Origin of the sequence: Kribbella sp. NPDC048915 (assembly GCF_040649595.1) — a bacterium.
Taxonomy (GTDB): domain Bacteria; phylum Actinomycetota; class Actinomycetes; order Propionibacteriales; family Kribbellaceae; genus Kribbella.
In genome coordinates, this window is sequence record NZ_JBEZFT010000003.1 from 126,886 (window position 1) to 152,817 (window position 25,932).

Genomic DNA, 25,932 nt, shown 5'->3' on the forward strand with positions numbered 1-25,932 from the left:
ACCGCACAAACCAGGTACTTGTCATTCATCGACGCTGTGCAGTCATCGTGACCTTGTGTATTCACCCCGCTGATCCGGCCCGGCCGGAATACATTCGGACCCGGGATTTGCGAAGGCCGTCCGTTGTGCTATGCAACGACCTCCGCACGGAATAGGGGGAATCACTCCGGACGCAGCAACGGGAACAGAATCGTCTCCCGGATACCGGTTCCGGTGAGCAACATCACCAAGCGGTCGAGCCCCATTCCCATACCGCCGGCCGGCGGCATCCCGAACTCCATCGCGCGCAGGAAGTCCTCGTCCAGCTCCATCGCCTCCGGGTCGCCGGCGGCGGCCTGCAACGACTGCTCCACCAGGCGTTCGCGCTGGATCACCGGGTCGTTCAGCTCCGAGTAGGCGACCCCGAGTTCGACGCCGTTGACGAACAGGTCCCAGGCCTCGACCAGGCCCGGAATTTCCCGGTGCGGCTTGGCCAGCGGCCGCGCCGACTCCGGATAGTCGCGGACAAACGTCGGCTGGATCAGCGTGTGCTCGCACAGCTTCTCGAACAGGTCGACGGCGATCTCGCCCGCATTCCGGCCCGGCCGCAGCTCGACGTCGTGCTGTTCGGCGAGCTTGGTCAGGGTGGCCAGGTCGGTGTTCACGTCGACGTTCTCGCCGACCGCCTCCGACAGCAGGCCGAAAAGCGTCGCGTGCCGGAACGGCTGCTCCACGTCGATGGTCTGACCGTCGCGCGCGGTGATCGAGGTCCGGCCGATCGCGCGGCCGGAGTTCCGGATCAGCTCCTGGATCAGCTCGGCCATCGTGTCGTAATCGCCGTACGCCTCGTAGGCCTCGATCATCGAGAATTCCGCCGAGTGGGTCGAGTCGAGTCCCTCGTTGCGGAACGTGCGGCCGATCTCGTACACCCGATCGACGCCGCCGATCATCGCGCGCTTGAGGTCGAGCTCGAGCGCGATCCGCAGCTTCATCTCCTGGTCGAACGCGTTCAGGTGGGTGGTGAACGGCCGGGCCGCGGCGCCGCCGTTGGTCAGCTGCAGCACCGGCGTCTCGACCTCGATGTACCCGTGCGCGTCGTACGTCGCGCGCAGCGCCTTGAGCACGGCCGCCTTCGCCCGGACCATCTCGCGCGCCTCGGGGCGGACGATCAGGTCGACGTACCGCATCCGGACACGCGCCTCTTCGCTGAGCGGCTTGTGCTCGTTCGGCAGCGGACGGAGGGTCTTCGCGGCCATCTGCCAGCTGGTGGCCTGCACGGACAGCTCACCGCGCCGGCTGGTGATCACCTCGCCGTGCACGGACAGCAGGTCGCCGATGTCGACGAGCTGCTTGAACCGGGCCAGCTCCTCCTCACCGAGATCGGCCAGCGACAGCATCACCTGCAGCTCGGTCCCGTCGCCTTCCCGGAGCCGCACGAAGCACAGCTTGCCGGTGTTGCGCAGGAAGATCACCCGGCCGGCCACCGAGACCTCTTCACCGGTCCGGGTGTCCGGCGGCAGGTCCTGGGCGTCGTACTTGGCCCGGAGGTCCTTCAGCAGGTGCGTCCGGGGCACCGAGATCGGATACGGCTCGACGCCCTCGGACAGCAGGCGGTCACGCTTCTCCCGGCGAACCCGCATCTGCTCGGGCAGGTCGTCCTGCCCGCTGTCGGGGTTCACCGGGTCCACGTGTGCGTCAGTCATGGCCTCAAGGCTAGTGACTGACTGCCTCCAGCTCCGAATCCTTTGTTGAATCCTTGGTTTCGGCCTGACTCCGCGCGACCGGGTATCCGACCACCACAGCGGCCACCGCGCAGGCCACGCCGCAGGTCACGAAGGTCCACCTCGGACCGAGCAGGGTGCCGGCCAGACCGCCCAGCAGCATCGCCAGGATGCTGAACGACCGGACCGTACCGTTCAGCGCCGCGATCACCCGGCCGCGCACCCGCTCGGCCGACCTGGTCACCACGAGCGCACTCGTCGCCGCGTTCAGCATCCCGCTGCCGACGCCGATCGCGAAGGCCCCGACCATCAGCGTCACGAAGTCCTGGGCAAGCCCCATCAGCACGCTCGATCCGCCGATCGCCGCCATCCCGGCGACGACGCTGAACGCCCGGGCCCGGTCACCGTTCAGCCGGCCGCTGTACCAGGCACCGGCGATCGCCCCGGCGCCGGTGGCCGCGCCCGCAGCGCCGTACAGTGCCGGGCCGAGACCGAGTTCGCCGGTGATCAGGAAGACCTCGACGACGTTCACCGCCTCGCCGGCGACGACGAACACCCACAGCGCCGGGACCAGCACCCGCAGCAGGCTGTCGTCGAAGATCACCCGCAGACCGGCCGACACCCCGCCACGCTCGCGGGCCGTGCCCGGCTCCGGCTGCCGCCGGGTCCGGACCGCCCGGGCGACGAAGACCAGGACGAGGAACGTCGAGGCGTCGACGAGCAGTGCGCCGCGCGTCCCGACCCATCCGACCAGCAGACCGCCGGCCGCCGAGCCCGCCAGGGTTGCGGCTCCGATCAGGGCCTGGCTGGTCCCGGTACTGCGACCTACGAGTTCCTCACCCACGATCCGCGGGATCAGTGCGCCCCAGGCGGGTCCGGAGACCGCTTGGCCGACCTGCAGTACGCACACCAGCGCGAGCATCGGGACCAGGTCATGGACGAACGCGACGCCGACCCCGGCCGCGACCTGCAGCAACCCTGACCAGACCAGGACGGTCCGCGAGTCGAAGCCGTCCACGATCCGTCCGGCGAACGGGATCATCGCCACGGTCGGGACGGCGAAGGCGAGCAGCAGCGCGGTCACCGCGGCCGGACCGTGGCCGTCGGACACCCGCAGCATCAAGGCGATCAACGCGATCGCGTCCCCGGCGTAGGACAGCGCCCGGGCCGGCAGTACCAGCCGGACGTCCCGGTACGACCAGATCGAGGTCTGAAGGGTTTGCTTCATAATTGTGAAGTAAACCCTTCACGATTGACGTCGTCAAGGTCTTCGCTACGCTGATCTCGTGGCGACGAAGAAACGGCTGGTGATCACGGACCCGCGGGCGATCCGCGCGCTCGCGCATCCGGCGCGGCAGGTCGTCATCGACGAGCTCTTCAACGGCAAGGTGCTGACCGCGACCGAGTGCGCGGAGCTGGCCGGGCTGACGCCGTCGGCGATGAGCTACCACCTGCGGGCGCTGGAGAAGTGGGGCATTGTCGAGCGCGCCGAGGAGTCCGCCGACGGCCGCGAGCGCCCGTGGCGGGCGCCGGCCGCGAGCCTGACCATCACCTCGCAGTCCAGCAGCGCCGGGCGGGTGGCCAGCCAGGCGATGATCCGGACCGCGCTGGACAACGTTGTGAGCCAGTTCGAGGAGATGGACGCCGACGACCCCTGGGACGACGTCAGCTCGCTGCGCCGGTCGCGATTGTGGCTGACCCACGAGGAGGCGGAGGAGCTCGTCCAGGAGCTCCAGGACCTCGTCGACCGGTACAAGAAGGGCCGGACGGCGACCCGGCACCCGGCCGGCACCCGCGAGGTGACCGCGCTGACCGTGGTCGTCCCCAACCCGGAGCACCCGCGGGGCAACTGAACCGAAGGCCCGCGGGCAGCCGAACCGTTAGCTGCGAGCCCGGGAAAACCTGCGGATCCAGGAGTACCTTCGAATCCAGAGGGTTCCAACCGCCAGGTGGTCGTCATGCAGTCCTGGATCCTGTGGTTGATCATCGCCGTCGTCCTCGGATCGGCCGAGTTGATGACAGCGACCTTCGACCTGCTCCTGCTCGCCGTCGCCGCGCTCGCCGCGGCCGGGGTGGGCGCGGTCGGCCTCGGTCTCGGCTTCCAGCTGCTCGCGTTCGCCGTCACCGCGGCCGCGATGATCGTGCTGGTCCGGCCGGTCGCCCGCCGGCACCTGATGGGTCACCCGAAGCTGCAGACCGGCGTCGCCGCGCTGGTCGGCCGGGAGGCCGTCGTGCTCGCCGACTGTGACCGCGACACCGGCCGGGTCCGGATCGGCGGCGAGGAGTGGAGCGCCCGTTCCTACGACCCCGGCCTGCGGATTCCCGCGGGGACGCGGGTCGACGTGTTCGCGATCGAGGGGGCCACCGCCCTCGTGCATCCCCAGGAGGAACCATGGCCGAACTGATCATCGGACTGGTCGCCGCCCTGCTCGCCGTCGTGCTGGTCCTGCGGACCGTCCGGATCGTGCCACAGGCCCGGGCCAGCAACGTCGAGCGGCTCGGCCGGTACCTGCGCACGCTCGAGCCCGGGCTGAACCTGGTGATTCCGTTCGTCGACCGGCCCCGGCCGCTGATCGACCTGCGCGAGCAGGTGGTCTCGTTCGAACCGCGGTCGGTGATCACCGAGGACAACCTGGTCGTCGACATCGACACGGTGCTGTATTTCCAGGTGACCGATCCGCGCGCGGCGGCGTACGAGATCGCGAACTACATCCAGGCGATCGAGCAGCTGACCGTGACCACGCTGCGGAACGTGATCGGCTCGCTCGACCTCGAGCAGGTGCTGACCTCGCGCGAGCACATCAACTCGACGCTGCGCGGCGTCCTCGACGAAGCGTCCGGCAAGTGGGGGATCCGGGTCAACCGGGTCGAGCTGAAGGCGATCGAGCCGCCGCCGTCGATCAAGGAGTCGATGGAGAAGCAGATGCGGGCCGAGCGCGAGAAGCGCGCCGCGATCCTGGCCGCCGAGGGCCAGCGGCAGTCCCGGATCCTGACCGCGGAGGGTGACCGGCAGGCCGCGATCCTGCGGGCCGAGGGCCAGGCGAAGGCGATCGACACCGTGTTCGACGCGATCCACCGCAACGACCCCGATCCGAAGCTGCTCGCGTACCAGTACCTGCAGATGCTGCCCGAGCTGGCCAAGGGACCGGGCAACACGTTCTGGGTGATCCCGTCCGAGGTCACCGCCGCCATCCAGAACGTCACCAAGGCCTTCACCGGCGCGGCCGGCACCAAGGCCGACACCAGGAGCGACACCAGCACCGACACCGAGATACCGGCACCCCAGGCCCAGGACATGCTGTCCGGGAACGGGCACAACCCTGAAATCACCCGGAGTTAGCTGTCCGGTCATCAAATCGTTTGTCCCTCGATGTCAAGATAGTGGGCATGGGGGAACCTCTGCTGCTCGCGCAGGCGATCACGATTCCGACCTCGATGGCCGTGCTGGCATACCTGGTGGTGGGGCTCGTCATCGGCGTGGAGAGCATGGGGGTGCCACTCCCCGGTGAGACCACGCTGATCGCGGCCGCGCTGATCGCGTCCCAGCAGCACGAGCTGAAGATCGAGTGGGTGATCGCCGCCGCGGCCATCGGCGCGATCGTCGGCGACTCGATCGGCTACTTCATCGGCCGCAAGGCCGGTCGCCGGTTGTTCGAGCGGCTCGGCCGCCGGTTCCACCATTTCTCGCGGGACCGGATCGTCCGGGCCGAGAAGTACTTCCACAAGTACGGCGTCTGGACGGTGTTCTTCGGCCGGTTCGTCGCGCTGCTGCGGATCTTCGCCGGACCGATGGCGGGCATGTTACGGATGCACTACCCGCGCTTCCTGGCCGCGAACGCCGCCGGCGGTATCGCCTGGGCGACCACGATCGGCCTGGTCGCGTACAAGATCGGCGACAACGCCGACACGATCTTCGGGCGGCTCTCGGTCGTCGCGCTGGCCGTCCTGGCGGCCGCCGCGGTCGCGGTGTACGTCGTCCGCAAGGTCCGCGCGCGGCGCCGTACCCCTGGGACGACCGCAGACGAGCCGGCCGGGGTCGCCGTACCGGCAGTCGAATCAGCGGACGTGTAGCACCAGCTGCGGTGTCGTGGTGCCGTCCATCGGGCGGCCGAACATCATCGCGCCCGGAATCACGAACCGGTAGGCGAAGTCGCCCGGCTGCGAAACCTTGAACGCCAGCGCGGCCTGCCCGTTGCGCATCGGCACGGCCTTCGAGTTCACCCAGCGCCGGGTCTGCCGGTTCCAGGACTGCAGCATCACGGTCGTGTTCATCGCCGGCTTCACCGCGACCGACACAGTCACCGTCGAGCCACGCGGCTTCGACGCCGGACCGCCCGCGAAGCCGGCCGACGCGACCCGGACGACGCTCTTCGTGTACGCCGGTTTGCTGGTCGACGTACCGGTGTGCGTGTTGCCCTTGGTGTATTGCGGAACGGTGATCTTGTACGGACGGCTGGCGCCGGTCGGGACCGAGATGTCGTAGTACCCGCCCGCGGTGGTCGAGCCGCGCGCGGCCGGTGTCCAGCGCGCGCCGGGTGTGACCTGGGTGAGCACCACGACCGGCACGCCGGCCGGCGTTGCGCGCTTCGTCGTACACGGCGATTCGAGGTCACAGCTCACCTGCTGCAGGACGACCCGCCCGCGGACCCGGATCGGCACACTGAACTGGGCCTTCGACGGCACGGCGGCGTTGATCGAACTGGTCAGCCCGAGCACCTGTCCGCCGATCCGGTCACCCCACTCGTTCTCGGTCCGCAGCTGGAACGTGTACGGCGGCTTGACGCTCTTGATCAGCTGGTGGTTCGCGGTCGTCGCCGGGCCGATCTCCTTCAGCATCTGGCCCGGGCGCCCGATCATCGGCACGTAGCGCTGAGTCTTCTTGCCCTGCACGTCCAGCGGATCGTTCGGCGTGAAGTCCTGCGGCGCGGCCGGGACCGACCATTTGATCAGCACGCCGCGCCCTTGCTGGGCGACCGTCGTCGCGCTCGGCAGCACCGGCCCGTCGGTGTCGAACACCGGTGACCTGGTGAGCTTGCTGGTCACGCCGCCCTGCGACGTGCCGGTCGCCACCGCAATCTTGTAGTTGCCCTCGGGCGGGAACGCGGCCGTCGGGATCTCCCAGCGGTTCGGGTCACCGGCCGGGATGTACTTCACGTACGACGGGCTCTCACTGAGCACGCCCTCGATCGTGATCCGGTTCGGCTGCCCGGTGTCCTTCCAGGTGACGACCACCGCGGGCCGGCCCTTCGGGGCCCAGGCGACGGCGACGTCGGTCGGTGCCGGGTCGGACGCGCAGGCGGTCAGCCCGGCGGCTCCGGCCGCCAATGCCGACGCCACGGCGACCACTCGCCGCACTCCAGCCATCCGCAGTCTCCTCACCCCGACCGGGTGAACCATACCCAGTCCGCGGGGGCCTGCCCCCACCACCGTTGCCGGATCGGTACCGAGGGTGCTACTCGGGCTGGTTGTCCGCGGCGCCGCCGAGGCGGAAGCCGGTGGTGACGCCGTTGTACATCAGATGCGTGATCAGGCCCTCCGCGGCGTGCGGCAGGTTGTGGCAGTGGTCCACCCAGATGCCCGGGTTGTCGGCCACGAAGGCGACCTCGTAGGTCTCCTTGTCCTCGACGTTCAGCGAGTCCGTCCACCACGGGCTCCCGGACGCCGGTACGCCGTTGCGGCTCAGCACGACGACGTGATGGCCGTGCAGGTGCATCGGGTGGACCTGGCCGGACCCGTTCTTGATCGTCATCCGGACGACCTCGCCCTCGTTCACCATGAACATCGGCACGTCCGGGAACTGGTGCCCGTTGATCGTCCACCACAGCCCGGGTTTGCCGTCGAAGAACCCGGGGCGCCGGCCGATCTCGTACCGGAACGACCGGGTCGCCTTCGCCGGGTCGAGGCCGAGCGGCTTCGGCGTGCCGTAGGTCAGCAGATCCACCCGTTCGCCCGGCTCGGGCCCGCTCGGTGCGTCGCCGTCGCCGATCACCAACGTCGTCGGTCCGCCGCCGAGCCCGATCCGGACCGCCTGTCTGGTCGGCACCTCGAGATCGATCCGGCCGCCTGCGGTGACCAGGATCGCCTTGTTCTCGACCTGCGTCGGCGCGTTGATGTCGGTCCCGTCGACCGCGAGCACCTGGTACGGCGCCCCGTCGACCCAGATCGCCATCGGCCCGTTGTCGGTATTGATCACCCGTACCCGCGTCACCGGACCGGGTGCCTTGACGCGCCGTTCGCCGTACTCGCCGTTGACGGTTCGCACCTTGTCATACGTGTGCACGGCCGCGACCACGTCCGCCGGCGTCGGCTGGATCACGAGGACGCCGTACAGCCCCTTCCGCACCTGCTCGTGCGAGACCTGATGCGAGTGGTACCAGTACGTGCCGGCGTCCTCCGCGACGAACCGGTACACGTGCGATCCACCGGGCCGTACCGCGTCCTGCGTCACGCCTGCGACGCCGTCCTCCGCATTCGGTACGTCGACGCCGTGCCAGTGCAGCGTGATCCCCTCGGGGATGTTCTCGTTGCGCAACGTGATTTCGACCAGATCACCCTGGCGCGCGACGATCCGCGGCCCTGGCGACGTGTGGTTCAGGGTGTAGCCGTCGGTCTGTCCGCGGCCCGGGATGTCGAAGCGCTCCTTGCGCGCGACGAGTTCCACCGCCACCGCGGGCTTCCCGGTCGCGGGACCGGTCAACTGGCGGACGTCGGTGCCGGTCGCGTGATGCTGGTGCGTCGCGGCCGGCCCGCCACCGTGGTCGGCGTACCCCATCTGCATCGGCGACAGGTCGTTCGGGACCAGGCTGCGCTGCCAGAAGAACGCGAGCGGCGCCAGCACCACGACCGTCGCGACGATCGCGATCAGTGCACGGCGCGGCGGCGGCCGCATTTCACGACCGCCGCCGCTCAGTTGCCAACGGCATCTAAGTGGTCGTCCTGGTCGCCGCGGCCGACGGCTGCACGGCCGGCGCCGAAGCCCGGCGCGCGGCCATCGCCGCGACGGCCGCCAGGGCAAAGGCGTTCAGCCCGTGCAGCGCACCGACGAACGGCGCACCGAACGACCCGAACGCCAGCGCGATCTGCAATGCCACCAGGCCGAACACGTACAGCGCCCACTTGACGCCGCCGTCGACCTTCGCGAAGAACGAGATGATCAGCAGCAGGATCGCCAGCAGCGGAATGATCCCCATACCGAAGATCGTGTGCGTCATGTGGCCGACGTTGAAGTCGGAGTTCTTGTCGAACACCAGACCGCCGTCGACGTCCTTGATGACCGTGAACCACGCGAGCCCGATCGCCATCGCCTGGATCACGACACTGATCGCGATCAAACCGGACAGGGCACGATAAACAGACCTCATGTGTTCCCCCAAACCCCCAGAAGTCACCCGTGGGGGACATAGTGATCCCGATCACTCGGGGGCACAAGAGGTTGTGCAACTACTGCGCGTGATTGCGCACGAAGGCCTGGTGCAGACCACGCAGCGTCAGCAGGGGTTCGTCGTGCACCGGTGTGGTGAGTTCGGCGGTCAGCAGCGGCGCGAGGGCGCCGGTGAGAACGACCGGCTGGTCTTCAACGGACTGCTCGGTCCGGATTCGCTGGATCAGCCCGTCGACCATCGCCGCGAACCCGTGGATCGCGCCGGACTGCAAAGCCTCGACGGTGTTCTTGGCGACCACCGACCGCGGCCTCACCAGCTCGACGCGGCGTAACTGCGCGGCCGACTGCCAGAGCGCGTCAGTGGCCGTTTCGATGCCGGGGGCAATCACTCCGCCGACGAACGCGCCGGCCGGGTTGACCACGTCGATCGTGATCGCCGTACCGACGTCCACGACCAGGCACGGAGCGCCGTACAGCGTCATCGCCGCCAGAGCGTTGGCGATCCGGTCGGTGCCGACCTCGCGCGGATTGTCCACCAGCACCGGCAGGCCGGTCTTCACGCCCGGCTCGACGACCACGCTGGGGACCCCCGGGTAGTACCGCGCGACGACGTCCCGCAGCTCGTGCAGCACGTGCGGCTCGGCCGAGCAGACCGCGATCCCGGACGCCGGTGGCTCGCCCGCGAGCAGGCCTTGGAGCAACACACCCCACTCGTCCGCCGTCCGCCGCGGGTCGGTGCCGACCCACCAGTGCCGTTTGACCGTGCCGTCGAACACCAGGCCGATCAGAGTCCTGGTGTTCTCGACGGCGACGGCCAGCACGTTCGTCGGCACCGCGGCGTTCGCCGGCACCGCAGCGTTCGCCGGCATCAGGCCGCTCGCAGGTCCAGACCGATGTCGAGGACCGGGGCGGAGTGCGTCAACGCGCCGATCGCGAGGAAGTCGACGCCGGTCTCGGCGACCGCGCGGGCCTTGTCCAGCGTCAATCCGCCGGAGGCCTCGAGCTTCGCCCGGCCGGCCACCTTCTCGACCGCCTCCCGCAGCAGCGCGACGTCCATGTTGTCCAGCAGGATCAGCTCGGCGCCGGAGTCGACCGCGACCAGCGCGTCCGCCACCGAGTCCACCTCGACCTCGACCGGAATCTCCGGGTACGCCTTGCGCACCAGCCGGAACGCCTCCGCGACACCACCGGCGGCGACCACGTGGTTGTCCTTGATCAGCGCGGCGTCGGACAGGCCCATCCGGTGGTTCTTCCCGCCGCCGCAGCGCACGGCGTACTTCTCCAGCGACCGCAGCAACGGCATCGTCTTGCGGGTGTCACGGATCACCGCGCCGGTGCCCTCGACCTCGTCCACCCAGCGCCGGGTCAGCGTGGCGACGCCGCTCAGGTGGCACAGCAGGTTGAGCGTGGTCCGCTCGGCCGTGAGCAGCTGCCGGGTCCGGCCGCGGGCGGTCAGCAGCACGTCGCCGCGACGGACGGTCGCGCCGTCGCGGACCGAGTGCTCGATCTCGATCTCGGTCGGTGCGGCCACCTGCCGGAGCACCAGCTCGGCAATCTCCAGGCCGGCCACCACGCCGTCGGCCCGGGCCACCAGCTCGGCGACCGAGACCTGGCCCTCGTCGATCGTGGCGGTGGTCGTCACGTCGACGCCTCCGGCCAGGTCCTCCTCGATGGTCGCCCGCACGAGGTCATCGACCCATTGCCGGTCGACTGTCTCATCCATGCCGGTCATTCTCCTCGGATTCGCGCGAAACAAACGTCGCCCGCGGCACTGCCTGGTCGCCGGTCGCGGGCTCGAGTGTCAGGTCCAGGCTTCCGGACCAGTGCAGATCATCGCGGTCCGGGTGGTCTTCCCGCCAGTGCGCGCCGCGGCTTTCTTCGCGCGCGGCCGCCGCCGCGATCAAGGCCGAGGCGACGGTCACCAGGTTGGTCGCCTCCCAGCCCGGGGTCCCAGCCTCGCCGGCGGGCTGCTCCGCCAGCTTGCCGATCGTCGCCGTGGCCTCGGCCAGCCCGGACGCGCTCCGGATCACCCCGGCGCCGACGGTCATCGACCGCTGCAGCTCGGGGACGACGTCGGCGTCGGCGAGCCCCGCCGTACGCCGGTCCGCGGCCGGCTGGCGCAGCGCGGGCAGGGCGTCGGCGAGGTGCGCCGCGATCCGGCGGGCGAACACCAGGCCTTCGAGCAACGAGTTGGAGGCCAGCCGATTGGCGCCGTGGACGCCGGTGCAGGCGACCTCGCCGCACGCGTACAGGCCGGGCACCGAGGTGTGGCCGTTCAGGTCCGTCCAGACGCCACCGGAGGAGTAGTGACAGGCGGGTGCGACCGGGATCAGCTCACGGACCGGGTCGATACCGTGCGAGCGGCAGGACGCCAGGATGGTCGGGAACCGGACCCGCCACTTCTCGTCGCCGAAGTGCCGGGCGTCGAGGTACACATGGTCATTGCCGGTGGCAAGCATCTGCCGCATGATCGCCTTCGCGACGACGTCTCGCGGCGCCAGGTCGGCGAGCTCGTGCTGCCCTTGCATAAAACGCTTTCCGGTGTGATCCACCAGGAAAGCGGCCTCACCGCGGACCGCCTCGGAAACCAGCGGTTGCTGGCCTTTCGCGCTTTTTCCGAGCCACAGCACGGTCGGATGGAACTGGACGAACTCCAGGTCGCGCACCTTCGCACCGGCCCGCAACGCGAGCGCCATCCCGTCACCGGTGGACACGCTGGGGTTGGTCGTTGCCGCGTACAACTGCCCGAGACCGCCGGAGGCCAGGATCACCGCCCGGGCACGGATCGCGCCGACGCCGTCGAGCTGCCCCTCACCCATCACGTGCAACGTGACGCCGGCGACCGCGCCGTCCTCGGCGGTCAGCAGATCCAGCACCAGCGCGTGTTCGACCAGCCGGATGTCCGGCGCCCGCTTCACCGCGGCGACCAGCGCCCGCTCGATCTCGGCGCCGGTTGCATCACCGCCCGCGTGCGCAATCCGGTTGCGGTGATGGCCGCCCTCGCGGCCCAGCGAGATCTCGCCGTCCGCCAGGGTGTCGAAACGCGCGCCCAGCTCGATCAGGTCGCGGACCGCCTCCGGCCCTTCGGTGACGAGCACCCGGACGGCCTCCTCGTCACTCAGGCCGGCGCCCGCAACCAGGGTGTCGTGCAGGTGCTCCTCGGGTGAGTCCTCCGGATGGAGGGCAGCGGCGATCCCGCCCTGCGCCCACTGCGTGGACCCCGAGGCGACGACGTCCTTGGTCACCACCAGCACCGAGCCCAGCTCGCGGGCCTTCAGCGCGGCCGTCAACCCGGCGACCCCGGACCCGATCACCACCACGTCGACGGTGTCGGTCCACCCGGGCTCCGGCGCGGCCAGCCGCTGCGGGACCGGGACTGCGAATGCGGTCATCCCGCGACCGTATCAACGGTTTTCATCTGAGGGTGATGGAAATGTTGTCAATGAGACGCGTCTGGCCGACCCGGGCGGCGATCAGCATCCGCGCCTCGCCGGGCCCGATCACCGGGCCCAGATCGGGGGCCCGCAGCGCCAGGTAGTCGATCTTCACCGATGGCACCGCCTCGAGCTCGGCCTGCGCGGCGGCCAGCACCGCGTCCGGCCCGTTCATCCCGGCCTTCGCGCCCGCGCTCAGCGCCCGGTAGAGCACCAGGGCCTCGTCACGCTCGGTTTCGCTCAGGTACCGGTTGCGTGAGGACATCGCCAGACCGTCGGGCTCCCGGACGGTCGGCACCGGCACGATGTCGACGTCCATGTCGAGGTCGCAGACCATCTCCCGGACCAGCGTGAGCTGCTGATAGTCCTTCTCGCCGAACAGCGCCATGTCCGGAGCGGTCAGGTGCAGGAGCTTCGCCACGACCGTGAGCACACCGGAGAAGTGCCCCGGGCGGAACACGCCTTCCAGCTCGTCGGCGAGCGGGCCGGGATGGATCGTGATCGACGGCTCGTTCGGGTACAACTCGTCGCGGGACGGGTTGAAGACCAGGTCCACCCCCTCGTTCTTCGCGATCGCCAGGTCGCTGGCCAGCGTCCGCGGGTACCGGTCGAAGTCCTCGGCCGGCCCGAACTGCAGGGGATTCACGAAGATCGTCAGCACCACGCTGCCGTCCGGTCCGACCCGCTCGCGGGCCTCGGCCAGCAGCGCCGCATGGCCTTCGTGCAGTGCGCCCATCGTCATCACGACCGCGCGGGGCCGGATCGCGGCCGCCGCCCGCAGTTCGGCCTTGGTCTGGGTGAGTCTCATCGAGGTGCCTCCCCTGTCCGATGTGCCCGGTGCCCGTCCAGTACGTCGGTCAATCGGCGGGCCGTTTCCGCGTCCAGCCGGCCGTCCGCCGTGGCCAGTTCGACGGTCGCGTGCGCCAGCTCGGCGTACGTGCGCGCGGTCCTCCCCCGCAGTACCGACAGGTGTGCTGCCACCGTCTCGACATCTCCCCGGGCGATGGGCCCGGTGAGCGCATGATGACCGGATCGCAGCGTGTTGTCGAGGGTTGCGGTCACCAGCGGACGCAGCGTCGCCTCCGGGTCCGCCACGCCCGCTTCCCGCAGTACGGCGACCGCCTGCGTGATCAAGGTGGTGAGGTGGTTCGCCCCGTGGACCAGGCCCGCGTGGTACCTGGACCGCTGCTCGTCGGCCACCCACTGCACCTGCGCGCCGACCGCCTTGACGATGCGCTCCACAAGCGGCCGCGCCGCATGGGGCGCGGTCGCGGTGAACATGACCCTGGTCAGCTCGACCGGACTGCCGGTGAACGTCATCGAGGGGTGCAACGCGACCGGCGTGGCCGCGAGGCCGGCCAGTGGCGCCAGGCCGTGCGCTCCGGACAGGTGCACGACGTACTGCGTGTCCGTGAGCGGCAGCGTCTGCGCCACCTGCTGGATCAGGTCGTCCGGTACGGCGACCAGGACGACGTCGGCGCTTCTCGTCACCTCGTCGGCGCTCAGCACCGGCACAGCGGGCAGCAACCGGGCGGCGCGCTCTCGGGACGCGTCCGACCGCGCGGTGACTCCGACCAGGGGATGTCCGGCTGCCGCCATGGCTGCTCCCAGGGCGGTCCCGGCCCGGCCGGCTCCGATTAGGCCGATCCGTTCCATTGCTCACTCTCTTCTCGTTCCAGTCCCGCTGCCGGGTACCAGACGATGTATCTGTCAGCGTAGGTGATGAGAGCATGGCGCGGTGAGTGATGCGTGGGCAGCAAAGACCGAATTGACGGCGATCCTCATCACAGTCCCCGAGCTCACGGCCTACCTCCACCCATGGCAGTCGGTGTCTCGCTCTCAGCTGCCCCTGACCAGCCTCATCCCACCGCACTCGGTGTCGGCCGGTGTCCGATGAGGTTTCGGGCGGCGTGGGAAGGGGCGCTGTACGGAGCTGGTGGGTTCTACCGGCGGGAGCGGCCGGGGGCGCATTTTCGGACGTCGGTGCATGCGTCACCGCTATTCGGGCGGGCGATCGCGCGGCTTGCCGGGGAGCTGGGGCTGTCCACCGTTGTCGACATCGGCGCCGGATCCGGTGAGCTGGGGGTTGTCCTACGAACTGCAGGTCTGACGGTCGTCGACGTCGAACTGGACGACGAGCTGCCCGAGCAGCTGACCGGTCTGGTCGTGGCGAACGAGTGGCTCGACAACGTCCCGTGTGAGGTCGTGGAGTGGGACGAGGACGGCGTACCGCACTATCTACTCGCCGACTTCACGCCAGGACCTGTTGTCGACGGCAAAGATCTGGCATGGCTCGGCCACTGGTGGCCTGGTGCGCCAGGCGACCGCGCCGAGATCGGCCGCACCCGCGACGAGGCCTGGGCCGACATCATCGGCCGGCTCACCGGGGGAAGCCTTGCCGTGGCGATCGACTACGGACATCTGCGGTCGTCGAGGCCGCCGTACGGGACGCTGACCGGCTTCCGCGCCGGCCGCGAATGCGCACCGGTCCCCGACGGTAGCTGCGACATCACCGCGCATGTCGCGCTGGACTCACTCGGCGGCACACTGATGACGCAGCGCGACGCCCTGCAGGCCTTGGGTGTCAGCGCGCAGCGCCCCAGCATCGAGCTGGCATACAGCGAACCGCAGCGCTACCTGTCCGAGCTGTCCTCGGCCGGAGAGGCTGCCGAGCTGCTGGACCCGTCCGGGCTCGGTGGGTTCGGCTGGGTGTGGACCGCTGTCGACGAACCGACGGTACGGCGCGCCTCGCGCGCCCTGGCCGCCTGAGCCTCGACGAGCGCTGCAGCCTCCACCTGGTCGCGGTGCAGCGCGGTGGCGTCGGTCGGACCCAGCGGTGTGTCCACGTGAACGTTGGCGAGTCCGAGGCGGCGCTGCAGCGGCCCCTGTTCCATCCGTACCGACTGCGTCTTGTGATGCAGCACGATCGACGTACGACGGCTCACCCAGCCCTTGGTGGTGACCAGGACCTGCGCGTCGACGCCGTACGCCAGGAACCGCCAGCCGATCGGACGCAGCCACTTCGCGCGCTCCGGTGCCCGGCGCATCTCGATGCGGCTCAGGTCCAGACCGGGCAGCACGCGGTTGAGGACGTACGCGACCTCGGCCCGCTCGCCGACCGGCAGCAGCTGCGCGCCTTCCAGCTCGTCCTCGCCGTCTTCCTTCTGGCCCGCGACGCCGGCGATGTCCAGGTCGACCCGAGCCCAGCCGAGCAGGCGCCAGATCAGCGGCTCGGTGATCAGCAGACCCTGCACCCGGCCCGGCGGGACGGTCTGCCGCTGGACGTCGAACAGACCGCGTTTGGTGCGTAGCCCGTGCCTGGACTCGGTCAGCGTGAACCCGTGGTTCCCGACGACCTGCTTCCAGATCGGCTGCACGACACCGAGCAGCAGCGGCAGACCGGCGAACAGACCGATGTGGAAGTCCAGCACCATCGTCGCGACGATCAGCCAGATCAGCGCACCGGCGCTGGCGACCACGGTGGACGACAACAGCGTCGCCCCGAGCAGACGACTCGTCGGAACCGTCAACAGCGGCGGAACCAGCGCCTCGGCCTGCTGCTCGTCCGCCTGCTGTTCAGCGGCCGTCTTGCCCTTCGCCCGGATCAGCAGCGTGGTGCGGAGCTCGTGCGCCTCGGCGTACCGGAAGAAGCTCAGCCGCCCGTCGCTGCGGCCACCGCCGGCCACGTCCATCCGCAGCTCGGCCATGCCGAACAGGCGCGCGACGAACGGCTGGGCCACGTCGATGGCCTGGATCCGGTCGAAGCGGATGATCCGGGTACGACGGAACAGGAACCCGCTGTCCACCCGGATCGCGTCGTCGGTCAGCTGCCACTTGGTGAACCACCACGACAGCGCGCCGAGCAGGATGCCGCCGACCAGCACCGCGGCCAGGCCGATACCGGCGATGGTCAGGTTCTGCCGCAGGCCTTCGTTGTTCACCAGGGCGATGGCCGCGACGACGAAGTACCCCCAGCCCTTCACGAACGGGGTGAGCGGATGCAGCCGCTGCCCGACGACCTCCGGGGCGCGCCCTGGCTCGCCGGTCTGGTTCGCCCGACCGGTGTGGCCGGTCTGCTCGGCTTGCTCGCTCATAGGCCCCACGCCTGTGCCTGACCGAGGGCGGACAGCCGGTCGCGCAGCCGGCCCGCCTCGTCCGGATGCAGCCCCGGGATCTTCGCGTCGGTCGCCGGCGTCGCGGTGTGCAGCTCGACGGTGGCCAACCCAAACGCGCGCTCCAGCGGACCGGCGGTCACGTCCACGAACTGCATCCGGCCGTACGGTACGACGACCAGCTCGCGGAACAGTACGCCGTGGCTGACCAGCAACTCGTCCTCGCGCTCGGCGTACTTCCACGACCGCTGGTTGCGGCCGATCAGTACCCACGCCCACGCGAAGAGCAGCGCGATCACCACCACGGCGAGCAGCCCGTACCACCAGCCCACCGTCAACCCGAGCGCAACCAGCGCCACGATCGCGGCCAGCCCCGAGGCGATCGCCGCGTTCAGTCGGCGCAACGTCGCCAACTTCGGCGAAACCGGCGTCCAGCTGACATCCGAGGGTGCGAAGAGGTCATCCACGGGTCAAGCCTGTCACGATAGTGGTCATGGGTACCGAAAGAGTCGTCGGTGTTGGCGCTGGGGCCGCTGGATTCGACCCGGCGTACGAGCGGGGTGGGGCCGGGAACGGGTCGGAGCTGCCGACCACCGACATGGTGCTCAACATCGGGCCGCAGCACCCGGCGACGCACGGCGTACTGCGGTTGCGGCTGACCCTGGACGGCGAACGGATCGTCAGCTGCGAGCCGATCATCGGTTACATGCACCGCGGCGCGGAGAAACTGTTCGAGGTCCGCGACTACCGGCAGATCATCGTGCTGGCGAACCGGCACGACTGGCTGTCCGCGTTCGCCAACGAGCTCGGTGTGGTGATCGCGGTCGAGCGGATGATGGGCCTCGAGGTCCCCGTCCGCGCCGTCTGGCTGCGGACCCTGCTGGCCGAGCTGAACCGGGTCCTCAATCACCTGATGTTCCTCGGCTCGTACCCGCTGGAGCTCGGCGCGATCACGCCGGTGTTCTACGCGTTCCGCGAGCGGGAAACCATCCAGGCGGTGATGGAGGAACTGTCCGGCGGCCGGATGCACTACATGTTCAACCGCGTCGGCGGCCTCAAGGAGGACCTGCCGTACGGCTGGCTCGGCCGCGCGGCCGCCGCCTCCGCCGCGGTCCGCACCCGGCTGCCCGACATCGAGGAAATCATCCTCGGCAACGAGATCTTCCGCGCCCGCACGATCGGCGTCGGCAAACTCTCCCCCGAACTCGTCGCGCAGTACGGCGTCTCCGGCCCGATCGCCCGCGCCTCCGGCGTCGACGCCGACCTGCGCCGCGACGAGCCCTACCTGGCGTACGGCGAACTGCAGGACGTGCTGCGCGTCGTCACCCGCCCCGAAGGCGACTGCTACGCCCGCTTCTCGGTCCTGCTCGACCAGGTGAAGGTCTCACTCGACCTCGTCGACGCCTGCCTCGACAAGCTGTCCGCCCTCCCGGCCGGCCCGGTCAACGTCCGGCTGCCGAAGATCCTGAAGGTCCCCGAAGGCCAGACCTACGCCTGGACCGAAAGCCCGCTCGGCATCAACGGCTACTACCTGGTGTCCCGCGGCGACAAGACCCCCTGGCGCCTGAAGCTCCGCTCCGCCAGCTTCAACAACATCTCCGCCCTCCCGGCCCTGCTCCCCGGCACCATGATCCCCGACATGATCGCCATCCTCGGCAGCATGTTCTTCGTCGTCGGCGACATCGACAAGTAAGCCCGCCAAGCAGGTCCCACTGGGAAAGAAATGGGCACCTGGTGACCATTTGTTTCCCACTCAACGCACCGGGCAGGTCGCGCCGCAGGGGTGCGCGGGGAGGGTGGGGTCCTTGCGGCGCAGGACCTGCAGCACTTGTACGGCGGCCGCGCACGGACGGCTCGTGATGTCGAGCCAGCCGTACCGCAAGGTTCTCTCGGACCTGAGCGCGGCGCGGTTGTCACGGTCGAGGTCCCGCCACCGCCGGGCGGGCGCGAAGTGGAAGCGACCGTCCAGCTCGACCAAGAGTTCGTACGGCAGATAGGCGACGTCGGTGAACTCGCCGTCGACGGCGCGCTGCCGCTGCCCTGACGGCAAGCCATGGGCTCGCTCGACGTCGCGCAGGTACCGAAGCTCGAGCAGTGAGTGCGTGCCGCTTGCCACGTCCGCGAGGATGGGCCGGAGTGCAGCGCCGTGGCGCAAGCCTCGACGATTGGCAAGCGCGTCCAGGACCTGGCCGGCTCGCAACCGTCCACTCTGACAGGCCTCCGCGACAATGGCCGCGGCGTCGTCCAGGGTGTTGGAGATGCCGACGATGTCCAGCACGGACTCGGCCGGCCGGGTCCGCGGTGGAACGACCACGGCCAGACGATCCTCCCAGTGCGAACTGCGGGTGATCACCAGATTCGGCCGTGGCCGTACCCGCCGGCGCCAGGGGATCGTCACGTACACAGGCCGGCCTCCGTCCGATGGGATCAGTCCGAGCTGCTCCGCGGCCGTGTAGTGGCTCCACGCCGCCTCCGGCCCGGCGTAGAGCAGTGCGGCGAGGCGGCGTTCGTCGTACCCGATCGGGCCGGTGTGGGTGAGGTACACGCCTGGATGGATCGTCTGCCAACGGCGGCCGCGGAGCCGGCGCCGTACGTCGAGGTCCGACAAGCCGGCCGCGATGAGCTGTACTCGCGCCACGACGCCCTGCTGCTCGTGGATCAGGACCGCGAGCCCTTCGTCGTGCAGTTGTTGCCGCCACCACCAATCCACCCACACAGCGTGACGGATTTTCCCGGCACCCGCAGATCCGCCTGTGGATAACCCGCCTGGCGGGCGTCGACGGGATCTCGCTGGGAAACAAATCGGCACGTGGCGACGAAAAGCTTCCCAGCGAGCGGGTTCAGAGCAGCGCGAGCAGTGCGTCTTTCAGGGCGGGGGTGACGGCGAAGGTGGCTTGGGAGTCGGGGGAATGGTCCGTGCCGTCGTGGTCGAGGACGAGCAGGCCTGCTTCGCGGCAGATGGCGACGCCGGCCATCGTGTCCCAGGGGTTGTTCGAGAACATGATCATTGCGTCGAAGAAGCCGTTCGCGGTCCAGGTCAATGCGGTGGCCGCGGTACCGATCATGCGGATCCGCTGCACCTTCGGGAACAGGCGCTCGGTGAGCGCGAAGCGTTCCGCGTTCAGCTCGTCCGCGCCGGGGCCGACCGCATAGTCGCCCACGGCAACCAACGCCTCGGACAGTTCGGTGCGATCGCTGCCGTGGATCGGCTGCCCGTCACGCGTCGCGCCCAGTCCCTCGGCGGCGCTGTACGTCGTTCCGAGCGCGGGGTGGTCGATGACGCCGACGACCGCGCGGCCCTCGTGGATCAGCCCGAGCGAGATCGCCCACAGCGGTACGCCGTGGATGAAGTTCACCGTGCCGTCGACCGGGTCCAGCACCCAGCGCGTACCGTCGGTCGCGCCACCCTCCTCCTCGCCGAGGACGCCGATGTCCGGCGTCTCGGATTCGAGGAACGCGCGCACCTCGCGCTCGACCGCGAAGTCGACCTCGGAGGCCATGTCCCGGTCGCCCTTGAACGTCAACTCCCCCGGTACCATCCGCTCGGTCACCGCCCGTCCACGCTCGACGGCGGTCTCGGCAATCGTCAGCAGCTTCGCAAGATCCACACCCAGCAACCTACGCGAAGCGGCTCACTCGCCGCGGGCCAGTCCGAGCTCACGCCGCCGCCGGCGCCAGGCGGCGGCCGCGGCAACCGTGCCGACGGCCAGTACGCCGGCCCCGACCGCCTGGCCGATCTTGATCGGGCAGCCCGACGCGCACTCCGGGATCGGGTACGGCTGACCGGGGTTCAGCTCATGGGTTTCCGCGGCGGAGACGTACGCCTCGTCGGCCGGGAACGGGAATCCCTCGGGATTCAGCAGGCGGTACCAGTACTCGTCTTCCCAGGCCTTGCGTTTGCAGGTCACGTTCACCGACGGCGACTCGTACGGCGTGGGCCCGAGCTGGCCGATCGGCAGATGATCCTGGTTGTAGACCGTCACGTGCCCGTTCGGGTCGTTCATCGTCACCGCGGGATAGCGCGCGTCGAGCCCCATACATCGCAGTATGGGGTGCGGGTCAGGAGGCGGCCAGGCCTCGCAGCTTGAGGTCCACGACGGTCGGCGCGTCGGCCTGCGAATGCTTGTCGCCCGCGGCCACGACGGTCGCGACCTCCTGGTCGATCTTGTCCAGGCGCTGGTCGATCTTGTCCAGCCGGCGCTGCATCAGGTCGACGAACTCCGCGTTCTCGACCACCCGGGCGCTGGTGATCCGCGAGTACTCCTGCGCGACCTGCGCGCGCTCGTCGGAGTGGGCCAGCCGCTCGACCAGCAACTGGTGCCGAAACAGCACCGAGGCAGCGATCGCGACCAGCACAGCAGCACCGGCGGCCGCCCGGAGAATCCAGGCATTCTGCGAGAACAGCGCGACACTCACGCTCAGGCAGACAACGATCAGTAATCCGTTGGCGACGGTGAGAACTGTGGTCCTGGTTCGACGGCGGCTACCCCTTGACCCCATGGGTCGCCATGTTAAGGGGTCTCGTCGGGGTCCTCAGGAATCCGACACGCACGTTCGAGCAACAATCCGGCCGTGACGACCAACACCGAGATCACGGCCGCGGCTCCGGCCATGATCACTCGGTTCCGGGGCCCCGCGGAGCCCATCGCTCGCAGGAAGCTTAACGCGAACCCTGCGTAAACACCGGTGCACAACGCGCCGACAAACGCGCTGGCTTTCCCGAGCATCAGCAGGAACACCGCGCGCGACGGCTCGACGCGTTCCCGCCGTACTTGGATCCGGTGGTGGGTGTTGCGGGCCGCCGCGAACAGCAGCGCGGCCAGGAACGCCCAGGCGATCAGGGTCAGCCAGGACACCGTCGGCGCGACCCCGCCGCCGGCCTCGATCGCCTTCACCAGCGTGACACCGACCGCGACGCCGAGGACGGCGATCGCGACCAGCAGCCGCCGCGACGTCGGCCGCACCGATCCCGGCGGCGGATCCTGCCTGCCGTTCCCGGGCGCCCGACCGGGCTCGGTACCGCCGGACACCACTACTGCAACTCGATGTCGAGCTTGGTCACACCGTCGGTCCCGACCTTGGCGAGCAACTCCGCGACCGGGCCGTGGCCGGGCAGTACGGCGTCCCGCTCGATGTCGAGCCACGGCGCCAGCACGAACGCGCGCTCGTGCGCCCGCGGATGCGGGATCGTCAACTCCTCGGACTCGATCGTCTTCTGCCCGTAGGTGATCAGGTCGACGTCCAGGGTCCGCGGTGCGCCCGGGACGCTGCGCTCCCGACCGAACGCCTGCTCGACCGCGTGCGCCCGCTCCAGCAACAGGTCGACCGCGAGCGTCGTGTCCGCCAGAAGCACGACGTTCAGGTACGGGCCGGAGTCGGCCGGTCCGCCGACCGGCTGCGTCTCGTAGACCGGTGACACCTCGACCACCACGACGTCCGGGGTGTCCCGCAAGGCGTCGATCGCCCCTTGCAGGTTCGCCTCCCGGTCGCCGAGATTGCTGCCGAGCGACAGGATCACCTGACGGATCGGCTTCAGGCCGCCGCTCAGGGTGTCCGCGTCGATGACGTGGGGACTAGGGGTCTCAGTCACGAGGATTCTCCGGCTCTGCGCTGCACGGTCAGGGAAACGTCGTCGAACGGCACCGTGATCGGCGCCGAGGGTTTGTGTACGGTCACCGCCGCCGCTGTCACCCGCTTGTCGGCGAGGCAGAGATCGGCGATGCGCTGGGCGAGGGTCTCGATCAGGTCCACCGGGTCGGTCTCGATCGCCCGGTGCACCTGCTCGGCCACCGCCCCGTAGTTCACGGTGTCGTTCAGGTCGTCGGAGGCCGCCGCGGGCCGGGTGTCCAGCTCCAGCCGGACGTCCACGACGAACTCCTGTCCGTCGGCCCGCTCGTGGTCGAACACCCCGTGGCGCCCGAACCCGCGGATGCCCCGGATCTCGATCACATCAGGAGGAGCTGCGGGACCGTTCATTCCGCCTCCTCCTGTCGGCCCCCAGACGACAGTACCGGGGAGGCATGGTGGATCCACAACCGCCAGCCGGAGGAAGTTCGGCGGAAGACGTTCGTGGCGAGCGCCTTTCCGCCCGCGAACCCCTCCTCCGGGGCGCCCTCACCGGACGACAACACGTTCTCCGTGCACGTGACATAAGCCACGTCGCCGTCCACCCGCACCTGGACGTCGGTGAGGAAGAACTGGATGTACGGCGTGTTCGCGAAGATCATCGCCCACGCGCGCATCATCTCGGCGTACCCGGAGATCGCGGCGTTCCCGGGATGGATGCAGACCGGGTCGGGTTCCGGCAGCCAGACCGCCGCCATCAGATCCAGGTCGCCGGCCTCGAACGCGTTGTAGAACGCGGTGTTGGCCCGGAGCACGACGTCCTCCACCGTGGCGCCGGCCTGCCCCTGGGGCGCACCCTCCGGCCGCGGTCCGTCCGTCATACGGTTTCCCATCTCCTCGCCACCCGGACCGCGTCCGCGTTCGGTGCCACCGCATGGGCCCGGATGCACCAGGCTCCCGCGGCGGCGGCCAGGGCGGTGACGGCCACACTCGCGTCGTCTCGTCGTACGGCCGGTCTGGGTTCACCGGTCTGCTCGTCGGCGAGCAGCCTACCGAGGAACGCCTTCCGGGACGCACCGATCAGCAACGGTCTTTGCAGTACCGCGAATTCCCGCAACCGGCGCAGAATTTCCCAGTTGTGCTCCGCGTTCTTCGCGAAACCGAGTCCCGGATCGAGTGCGACCCGGTTCAGGTCGATGCCCGCGGCGGTCAGCGCGTCGAGGCGAAGGCGCAACTCGGCGATGACCTCCGCGACCACGTCGCCGTACTCGGCCTTGTTCTGCATGTCGACCGAATGCCCGCGCCAGTGCATGCACACGTACGGCGTCCCGCGCTCGGCGATCAGCGGCAGCATGTCCGGATCGGCCAGCCCACCAGACACGTCGTTGATCATCGTGGCGCCCGCGTTCAGGACCAGCTCCGCGACCCGGGACCGCATGGTGTCGACGGAGATGATCGCGCCCTCCGCGGCGAGCGCTTCGACCACCGGGATCACCCGGCGGATCTCTTCTTCCTCCGAGGGGCGCACCGCGCGCGGGCGGGTCGATTCACCGCCGACGTCGAGCAGGTCCGCGCCCTCGGCCAGCAACTCGCGGCCGTGCTTGATCGCGGCGCTCGGCTCGAACCACTCGCCGCCGTCCGAGAACGAGTCCGGTGTCACGTTCACCACACCCATCACGAGACACCGGTCCAGGACCGGTAATCCGTCGACGTGACCCCATGACTCAGTTCTCACCCACACACCGTAGTAGCCCACGCGGCTCGGCTGTAGCGCGACCTCGTGGTTTGCCGTGTCGGGCGGCTGATCTGCGGGTCAGCGCGCGAGGATCAAGCGGGACTTCGTGGACTGCAGCACCGGCGTGATCGGTTGCGCGTACGACTCGTTCGTCTGGCCGTGCTTCTCCAGGCACTGCCCGTCGATCAGCGCCGCGCCGCTGGTGATGCCCTGCGCGTAGTTCCCGGTCATGCTCGCGCCGCCGGAGTCACCCGCCTCGACACAGGCGGTGTGCTGGAACAGGCCGCGCACCACGCGGTTGTTGCCGTAGTTGACCGTGACGTTCCGCGCGACGATCCGCCCGCAGGTCCAGCCGGTGCTCTTGCCGGACTTGCACAGCGTCGAGCCCACGGTCGGCTCGGCGATCCCCTTGACCGCCACATTGCCGTTGCCCCAGCCCTCGACGTATCCCTGCTGGTCCCAGCCCTGGATCACGCCGACCGACCCGAAGTCGCTGCCGGGGAAACTCGACATCGACGTGTTGCCGAGCACGTACCCGTTGCGGGAGAACGACGGCCGCCCGGACGTGCAGTGCCCCGCGGTCAGGAAGATCCGGTTGCCCTTGCGGGTCACCGCGTTGAACCCGAGCGAGCAGACGTACCCGGTGTTCTTGTCCACCTGGACGCCGCCGCGCAGGCTGAAGTCGTCGGCGGTGGTCCGGACCGTACCGGACACGCGGCGCACGGTGACCCGGTCGCCGTTCGCCTCCGCGCGGGCCACGAACCGCTTGGTGATCGAGTCCCGCGCGGTCCTCGGCACCGAGACCACCACGGTCCCCGACACCGGATCGACGTACCACGAGCGCACCTTGCCGGCGCTGGAGCTGGTGGCCAGCCGATCCAGCTGGTGCTGTACGGCGGTCAACTGGCGGGCGGTGTACTTCACCAGGTGCGGAATCGCGCCGAGCTGGCGGACCAGTGCGGCCGTCGTCAGGTCCGACACCGCGACGACCAGCTCACCGGCCTCGTCGTAGTAACTGCCGACAACGCCGTCGTCGGAGCCGAGCTCGGCCTCGAGGGTTTCCGCGACGAGCGGATCCACCGTCGCCTTCCCGGTCTGCTGGCGAGTCTGCTGGGCGGTCTGCTGGCCTGCCTTGGGGCCGGTCTGGGGGCGCGTGTCCGCCGTCGCCCAGTTCGCCGCGACCAGGCCGCCTGCCGTCAGGACGACGACCCCGGCAAGTGCGGCGCCGACCCGGAAACGCCCTGACATCCTGTCCTCCTCACGCCGGCACCTGGTCCCCGTTGGCCAAGCACCAACACGGAAAGTAAACGCTCAGCCACAGAATGTCCATAGTCCCGGACTCTCAAACGTCAACGAGTGCGCCGGGCGACGGGCTACGGGTGGCCGGCAAAACCAGCCCTGCCGCCGACAATCAGCCGACGATCAGGCTCATCGCCTCGGCCCGGGTGACCGGGTTGCGGAGCTGGCCGCGGACGGCCGAGGTGATCGTCTTCGCCCCCGGTTTCCGGACGCCGCGCATCGTCATGCACAGGTGCTCGCACTCGATCACCACGATCACGCCGCGCGGCTGGAGGATCTCCACCAGCGACTCGGCGACCTGCGTGGTCAGCCGCTCCTGGACCTGCGGCCGCTTCGCGTACACGTCGACCAGCCGGGCCAGCTTCGACAGCCCGGTCACGCGGCCGTCGCGGCTCGGGATGTACCCGACGTGCGCGACGCCGGTGAACGGGACCAGGTGGTGCTCGCAGAGGCTCCAGACCTCGATGTCCTTCACCAGGATCATCTCGTCGTGCTCGAGCGCGAACGTGGTGGTCAGCACGTCCTCGGCGCCCTGACCGAGGCCGGCGGTGATCTCGGCGTACGACCGGGCCACCCGGGCCGGTGTGTCCTGCAGGCCCTCGCGGTCCGGGTCCTCGCCGATCGCGAACAGCAGCTCGCGGACGGCCCGCTCGGCCCGCGCGTGGTCGAACTTCGGTGACGTCACCCCCGAACGCTACCGCCCGGA

28 protein-coding genes and 1 pseudogene are annotated in these 25,932 nt (G+C 69.5%); 6 read left to right on the forward strand and 23 right to left on the reverse strand.

Annotated features, from left to right (window positions below; translation table 11 throughout):
* Nucleotides 1-161: 161 nt before the first annotated feature.
* Both lysS and AB0B82_RS02915 read right to left on the reverse strand, forming a co-directional pair.
* Nucleotides 162-1,682, reverse strand: a complete 1,521-nt coding sequence (lysS, locus tag AB0B82_RS02910; protein WP_360161802.1) for a lysine--tRNA ligase — start codon at nucleotides 1,680-1,682, stop codon at nucleotides 162-164.
* A gap of 10 nt (nucleotides 1,683-1,692) precedes the next feature.
* Nucleotides 1,693-2,928 carry an MFS transporter gene (locus AB0B82_RS02915; RefSeq protein WP_360161804.1) on the reverse strand — a complete coding sequence of 412 codons (1,236 nt, stop codon included), beginning with the start codon at nucleotides 2,926-2,928 and terminating at the stop codon, nucleotides 1,693-1,695.
* A 58-nt stretch (nucleotides 2,929-2,986) separates the two neighbouring features.
* Here AB0B82_RS02915 and AB0B82_RS02920 point away from each other — a divergent pair, with 58 nt between their 5' ends.
* From AB0B82_RS02920 to AB0B82_RS02935, 4 genes are all read left to right on the forward strand, one after another.
* Complete coding sequence (locus tag AB0B82_RS02920) at nucleotides 2,987-3,553, forward strand: winged helix-turn-helix domain-containing protein (RefSeq protein WP_360161806.1); 567 nt, start codon at nucleotides 2,987-2,989, stop codon at nucleotides 3,551-3,553.
* 105 nt (nucleotides 3,554-3,658) lie between these two features.
* Nucleotides 3,659-4,105: an NfeD family protein gene (locus AB0B82_RS02925; RefSeq protein WP_360161808.1), complete on the forward strand. Its 447-nt coding sequence runs from the start codon at nucleotides 3,659-3,661 to the stop codon at nucleotides 4,103-4,105.
* Nucleotides 4,093-5,040 carry an SPFH domain-containing protein gene (locus AB0B82_RS02930; RefSeq protein ID WP_360161810.1) on the forward strand — a complete coding sequence of 316 codons (948 nt, stop codon included), beginning with the start codon at nucleotides 4,093-4,095 and terminating at the stop codon, nucleotides 5,038-5,040. Before AB0B82_RS02925 ends, AB0B82_RS02930 begins: the two co-directional genes overlap by 13 nt.
* Before the next feature lie 47 nt (nucleotides 5,041-5,087).
* Nucleotides 5,088-5,771 (forward strand): DedA family protein, encoded by a 684-nt coding sequence (locus tag AB0B82_RS02935; RefSeq protein WP_360161812.1) that lies wholly within the window; start codon nucleotides 5,088-5,090, stop codon nucleotides 5,769-5,771.
* Here AB0B82_RS02935 and AB0B82_RS02940 read toward each other — a convergent pair.
* The 8 genes from AB0B82_RS02940 to AB0B82_RS02975 all read right to left on the reverse strand — a co-directional run bounded on the left by AB0B82_RS02940 (nucleotide 5,757) and on the right by AB0B82_RS02975 (nucleotide 14,171).
* Complete coding sequence (locus AB0B82_RS02940; RefSeq protein ID WP_360161814.1) at nucleotides 5,757-7,064, reverse strand: hypothetical protein; 1,308 nt, start codon at nucleotides 7,062-7,064, stop codon at nucleotides 5,757-5,759. The two genes, AB0B82_RS02935 and AB0B82_RS02940, sit on opposite strands and share 15 nt — an antisense overlap.
* An 88-nt stretch (nucleotides 7,065-7,152) precedes the next feature.
* Nucleotides 7,153-8,589 (reverse strand): multicopper oxidase family protein, encoded by a 1,437-nt coding sequence (locus AB0B82_RS02945; protein ID WP_360161816.1) that lies wholly within the window; start codon nucleotides 8,587-8,589, stop codon nucleotides 7,153-7,155.
* Between the two features lie 34 nt (nucleotides 8,590-8,623).
* A complete protein-coding gene (locus AB0B82_RS02950; protein WP_360161818.1) occupies nucleotides 8,624-9,031 on the reverse strand; it encodes a hypothetical protein in 408 nt (135 codons plus the stop codon).
* 109 nt (nucleotides 9,032-9,140) lie between these two features.
* The gene (locus tag AB0B82_RS02955) at nucleotides 9,141-9,950 is read right to left on the reverse strand and encodes a type III pantothenate kinase (protein WP_360161820.1); all 810 of its coding nucleotides are present in this window, start codon (nucleotides 9,948-9,950) and stop codon (nucleotides 9,141-9,143) included.
* Nucleotides 9,950-10,804, reverse strand: coding sequence for a carboxylating nicotinate-nucleotide diphosphorylase (gene nadC, locus AB0B82_RS02960; protein WP_360161822.1), 855 nt, complete (start codon nucleotides 10,802-10,804; stop codon nucleotides 9,950-9,952). Before nadC ends, AB0B82_RS02955 begins: the two co-directional genes overlap by 1 nt.
* Nucleotides 10,797-12,473 (reverse strand): L-aspartate oxidase, encoded by a 1,677-nt coding sequence (locus AB0B82_RS02965; protein WP_360161824.1) that lies wholly within the window; start codon nucleotides 12,471-12,473, stop codon nucleotides 10,797-10,799. Before AB0B82_RS02965 ends, nadC begins: the two co-directional genes overlap by 8 nt.
* Nucleotides 12,474-12,495: 22 nt before the next feature.
* Entirely contained in the window at nucleotides 12,496-13,323 is an 828-nt protein-coding gene (gene panC, locus AB0B82_RS02970) for a pantoate--beta-alanine ligase (protein WP_360161826.1), read from the reverse strand.
* Complete coding sequence (locus AB0B82_RS02975) at nucleotides 13,320-14,171, reverse strand: Rossmann-like and DUF2520 domain-containing protein (RefSeq protein WP_360161828.1); 852 nt, start codon at nucleotides 14,169-14,171, stop codon at nucleotides 13,320-13,322. The genes panC and AB0B82_RS02975 overlap by 4 nt, the downstream gene beginning before the upstream one ends.
* Before the next feature lie 237 nt (nucleotides 14,172-14,408).
* On the opposite strand from AB0B82_RS02975, the pseudogene AB0B82_RS02980 reads away from it, so the two are divergent.
* Nucleotides 14,409-15,047 (forward strand): annotated as a pseudogene (locus tag AB0B82_RS02980) (SAM-dependent methyltransferase); the annotation flags it as partial.
* Nucleotides 15,048-15,148: 101 nt separating this feature from the next.
* On the opposite strand, the gene AB0B82_RS02985 reads toward AB0B82_RS02980, so the two are convergent.
* The gene (locus tag AB0B82_RS02985; protein ID WP_360161830.1) at nucleotides 15,149-16,609 is read right to left on the reverse strand and encodes a PH domain-containing protein; all 1,461 of its coding nucleotides are present in this window, start codon (nucleotides 16,607-16,609) and stop codon (nucleotides 15,149-15,151) included.
* On the reverse strand, nucleotides 16,606-17,094 hold the full coding sequence (locus AB0B82_RS02990; RefSeq protein WP_360161832.1) for a PH domain-containing protein: 489 nt from the start codon (nucleotides 17,092-17,094) through the stop codon (nucleotides 16,606-16,608). Before AB0B82_RS02990 ends, AB0B82_RS02985 begins: the two co-directional genes overlap by 4 nt.
* Nucleotides 17,095-17,120: 26 nt before the next feature.
* On the opposite strand from AB0B82_RS02990, the gene AB0B82_RS02995 reads away from it, so the two are divergent.
* Nucleotides 17,121-18,320: an NADH-quinone oxidoreductase subunit D gene (locus AB0B82_RS02995; RefSeq protein WP_360161834.1), complete on the forward strand. Its 1,200-nt coding sequence runs from the start codon at nucleotides 17,121-17,123 to the stop codon at nucleotides 18,318-18,320.
* 60 nt (nucleotides 18,321-18,380) lie between these two features.
* On the opposite strand, the gene AB0B82_RS03000 is transcribed toward AB0B82_RS02995, so the two are convergent.
* The 11 genes from AB0B82_RS03000 to folE form a co-directional block, all read right to left on the reverse strand.
* Nucleotides 18,381-19,337, reverse strand: a complete 957-nt coding sequence (locus AB0B82_RS03000; protein ID WP_360161836.1) for a hypothetical protein — start codon at nucleotides 19,335-19,337, stop codon at nucleotides 18,381-18,383.
* Nucleotides 19,338-19,467: 130 nt separating this feature from the next.
* Nucleotides 19,468-20,235, reverse strand: a complete 768-nt coding sequence (locus AB0B82_RS03005) for an inositol monophosphatase family protein (protein WP_360161838.1) — start codon at nucleotides 20,233-20,235, stop codon at nucleotides 19,468-19,470.
* A gap of 24 nt (nucleotides 20,236-20,259) precedes the next feature.
* On the reverse strand, nucleotides 20,260-20,664 hold the full coding sequence (locus AB0B82_RS03010; protein WP_360161840.1) for a hypothetical protein: 405 nt from the start codon (nucleotides 20,662-20,664) through the stop codon (nucleotides 20,260-20,262).
* A 22-nt stretch (nucleotides 20,665-20,686) separates the two neighbouring features.
* Nucleotides 20,687-21,043: a hypothetical protein gene (locus tag AB0B82_RS03015; protein ID WP_360161842.1), complete on the reverse strand. Its 357-nt coding sequence runs from the start codon at nucleotides 21,041-21,043 to the stop codon at nucleotides 20,687-20,689.
* Between the two features lie 95 nt (nucleotides 21,044-21,138).
* The gene (locus AB0B82_RS03020; RefSeq protein ID WP_360161844.1) at nucleotides 21,139-21,591 is read right to left on the reverse strand and encodes a DUF3180 domain-containing protein; all 453 of its coding nucleotides are present in this window, start codon (nucleotides 21,589-21,591) and stop codon (nucleotides 21,139-21,141) included.
* Nucleotides 21,592-21,659: 68 nt separating this feature from the next.
* Nucleotides 21,660-22,217, reverse strand: coding sequence for a 2-amino-4-hydroxy-6-hydroxymethyldihydropteridine diphosphokinase (folK, locus tag AB0B82_RS03025; protein ID WP_360161846.1), 558 nt, complete (start codon nucleotides 22,215-22,217; stop codon nucleotides 21,660-21,662).
* The gene (folB, locus tag AB0B82_RS03030) at nucleotides 22,214-22,603 is read right to left on the reverse strand and encodes a dihydroneopterin aldolase (RefSeq protein ID WP_360161848.1); all 390 of its coding nucleotides are present in this window, start codon (nucleotides 22,601-22,603) and stop codon (nucleotides 22,214-22,216) included. Before folB ends, folK begins: the two co-directional genes overlap by 4 nt.
* A complete protein-coding gene (locus AB0B82_RS03035; protein WP_360161850.1) occupies nucleotides 22,600-23,073 on the reverse strand; it encodes a nuclear transport factor 2 family protein in 474 nt (157 codons plus the stop codon). The genes folB and AB0B82_RS03035 overlap by 4 nt, the downstream gene beginning before the upstream one ends.
* Nucleotides 23,070-23,867, reverse strand: coding sequence for a dihydropteroate synthase (gene folP, locus AB0B82_RS03040; protein ID WP_360161941.1), 798 nt, complete (start codon nucleotides 23,865-23,867; stop codon nucleotides 23,070-23,072). The genes AB0B82_RS03035 and folP overlap by 4 nt, the downstream gene beginning before the upstream one ends.
* Nucleotides 23,868-24,005: 138 nt before the next feature.
* Nucleotides 24,006-25,175: a S1 family peptidase gene (locus AB0B82_RS03045; RefSeq protein WP_360161852.1), complete on the reverse strand. Its 1,170-nt coding sequence runs from the start codon at nucleotides 25,173-25,175 to the stop codon at nucleotides 24,006-24,008.
* Nucleotides 25,176-25,338: 163 nt separating this feature from the next.
* Entirely contained in the window at nucleotides 25,339-25,911 is a 573-nt protein-coding gene (gene folE, locus AB0B82_RS03050) for a GTP cyclohydrolase I FolE (RefSeq protein WP_360161854.1), read from the reverse strand.
* Between the last annotated feature and the right edge of the window lie 21 nt (nucleotides 25,912-25,932).

Bases quoted from the DNA above. Each gene is read 5' to 3' on its own strand.
- lysS (WP_360161802.1), bottom strand. From the start codon at position 1,682: ATGACTGACGCACACGTGGACCCGGTGAACCCCGACAGCGGGCAGGAC.
- AB0B82_RS02915 (WP_360161804.1), bottom strand. From the start codon at position 2,928: ATGAAGCAAACCCTTCAGACCTCGATCTGGTCGTACCGGGACGTCCGG.
- AB0B82_RS02925 (WP_360161808.1), top strand. From the start codon at position 3,659: ATGCAGTCCTGGATCCTGTGGTTGATCATCGCCGTCGTCCTCGGATCG.
- AB0B82_RS02930 (WP_360161810.1), top strand. From the start codon at position 4,093: ATGGCCGAACTGATCATCGGACTGGTCGCCGCCCTGCTCGCCGTCGTG.
- AB0B82_RS02935 (WP_360161812.1), top strand. From the start codon at position 5,088: ATGGGGGAACCTCTGCTGCTCGCGCAGGCGATCACGATTCCGACCTCG.
- AB0B82_RS02940 (WP_360161814.1), bottom strand. From the start codon at position 7,064: ATGGCTGGAGTGCGGCGAGTGGTCGCCGTGGCGTCGGCATTGGCGGCC.
- AB0B82_RS02945 (WP_360161816.1), bottom strand. From the start codon at position 8,589: ATGCGGCCGCCGCCGCGCCGTGCACTGATCGCGATCGTCGCGACGGTC.
- AB0B82_RS02955 (WP_360161820.1), bottom strand. From the start codon at position 9,950: ATGCCGGCGAACGCTGCGGTGCCGGCGAACGCCGCGGTGCCGACGAAC.
- nadC (WP_360161822.1), bottom strand. From the start codon at position 10,804: ATGGATGAGACAGTCGACCGGCAATGGGTCGATGACCTCGTGCGGGCG.
- AB0B82_RS02965 (WP_360161824.1), bottom strand. From the start codon at position 12,473: ATGACCGCATTCGCAGTCCCGGTCCCGCAGCGGCTGGCCGCGCCGGAG.
- panC (WP_360161826.1), bottom strand. From the start codon at position 13,323: ATGAGACTCACCCAGACCAAGGCCGAACTGCGGGCGGCGGCCGCGATC.
- AB0B82_RS02975 (WP_360161828.1), bottom strand. From the start codon at position 14,171: ATGGAACGGATCGGCCTAATCGGAGCCGGCCGGGCCGGGACCGCCCTG.
- AB0B82_RS02985 (WP_360161830.1), bottom strand. From the start codon at position 16,609: ATGAGCGAGCAAGCCGAGCAGACCGGCCACACCGGTCGGGCGAACCAG.
- AB0B82_RS02995 (WP_360161834.1), top strand. From the start codon at position 17,121: ATGGGTACCGAAAGAGTCGTCGGTGTTGGCGCTGGGGCCGCTGGATTC.
- AB0B82_RS03010 (WP_360161840.1), bottom strand. From the start codon at position 20,664: ATGGGGCTCGACGCGCGCTATCCCGCGGTGACGATGAACGACCCGAAC.
- folB (WP_360161848.1), bottom strand. From the start codon at position 22,603: ATGAACGGTCCCGCAGCTCCTCCTGATGTGATCGAGATCCGGGGCATC.
- AB0B82_RS03035 (WP_360161850.1), bottom strand. From the start codon at position 23,073: ATGACGGACGGACCGCGGCCGGAGGGTGCGCCCCAGGGGCAGGCCGGC.
- folP (WP_360161941.1), bottom strand. From the start codon at position 23,867: ATGGGTGTGGTGAACGTGACACCGGACTCGTTCTCGGACGGCGGCGAG.
- AB0B82_RS03045 (WP_360161852.1), bottom strand. From the start codon at position 25,175: ATGTCAGGGCGTTTCCGGGTCGGCGCCGCACTTGCCGGGGTCGTCGTC.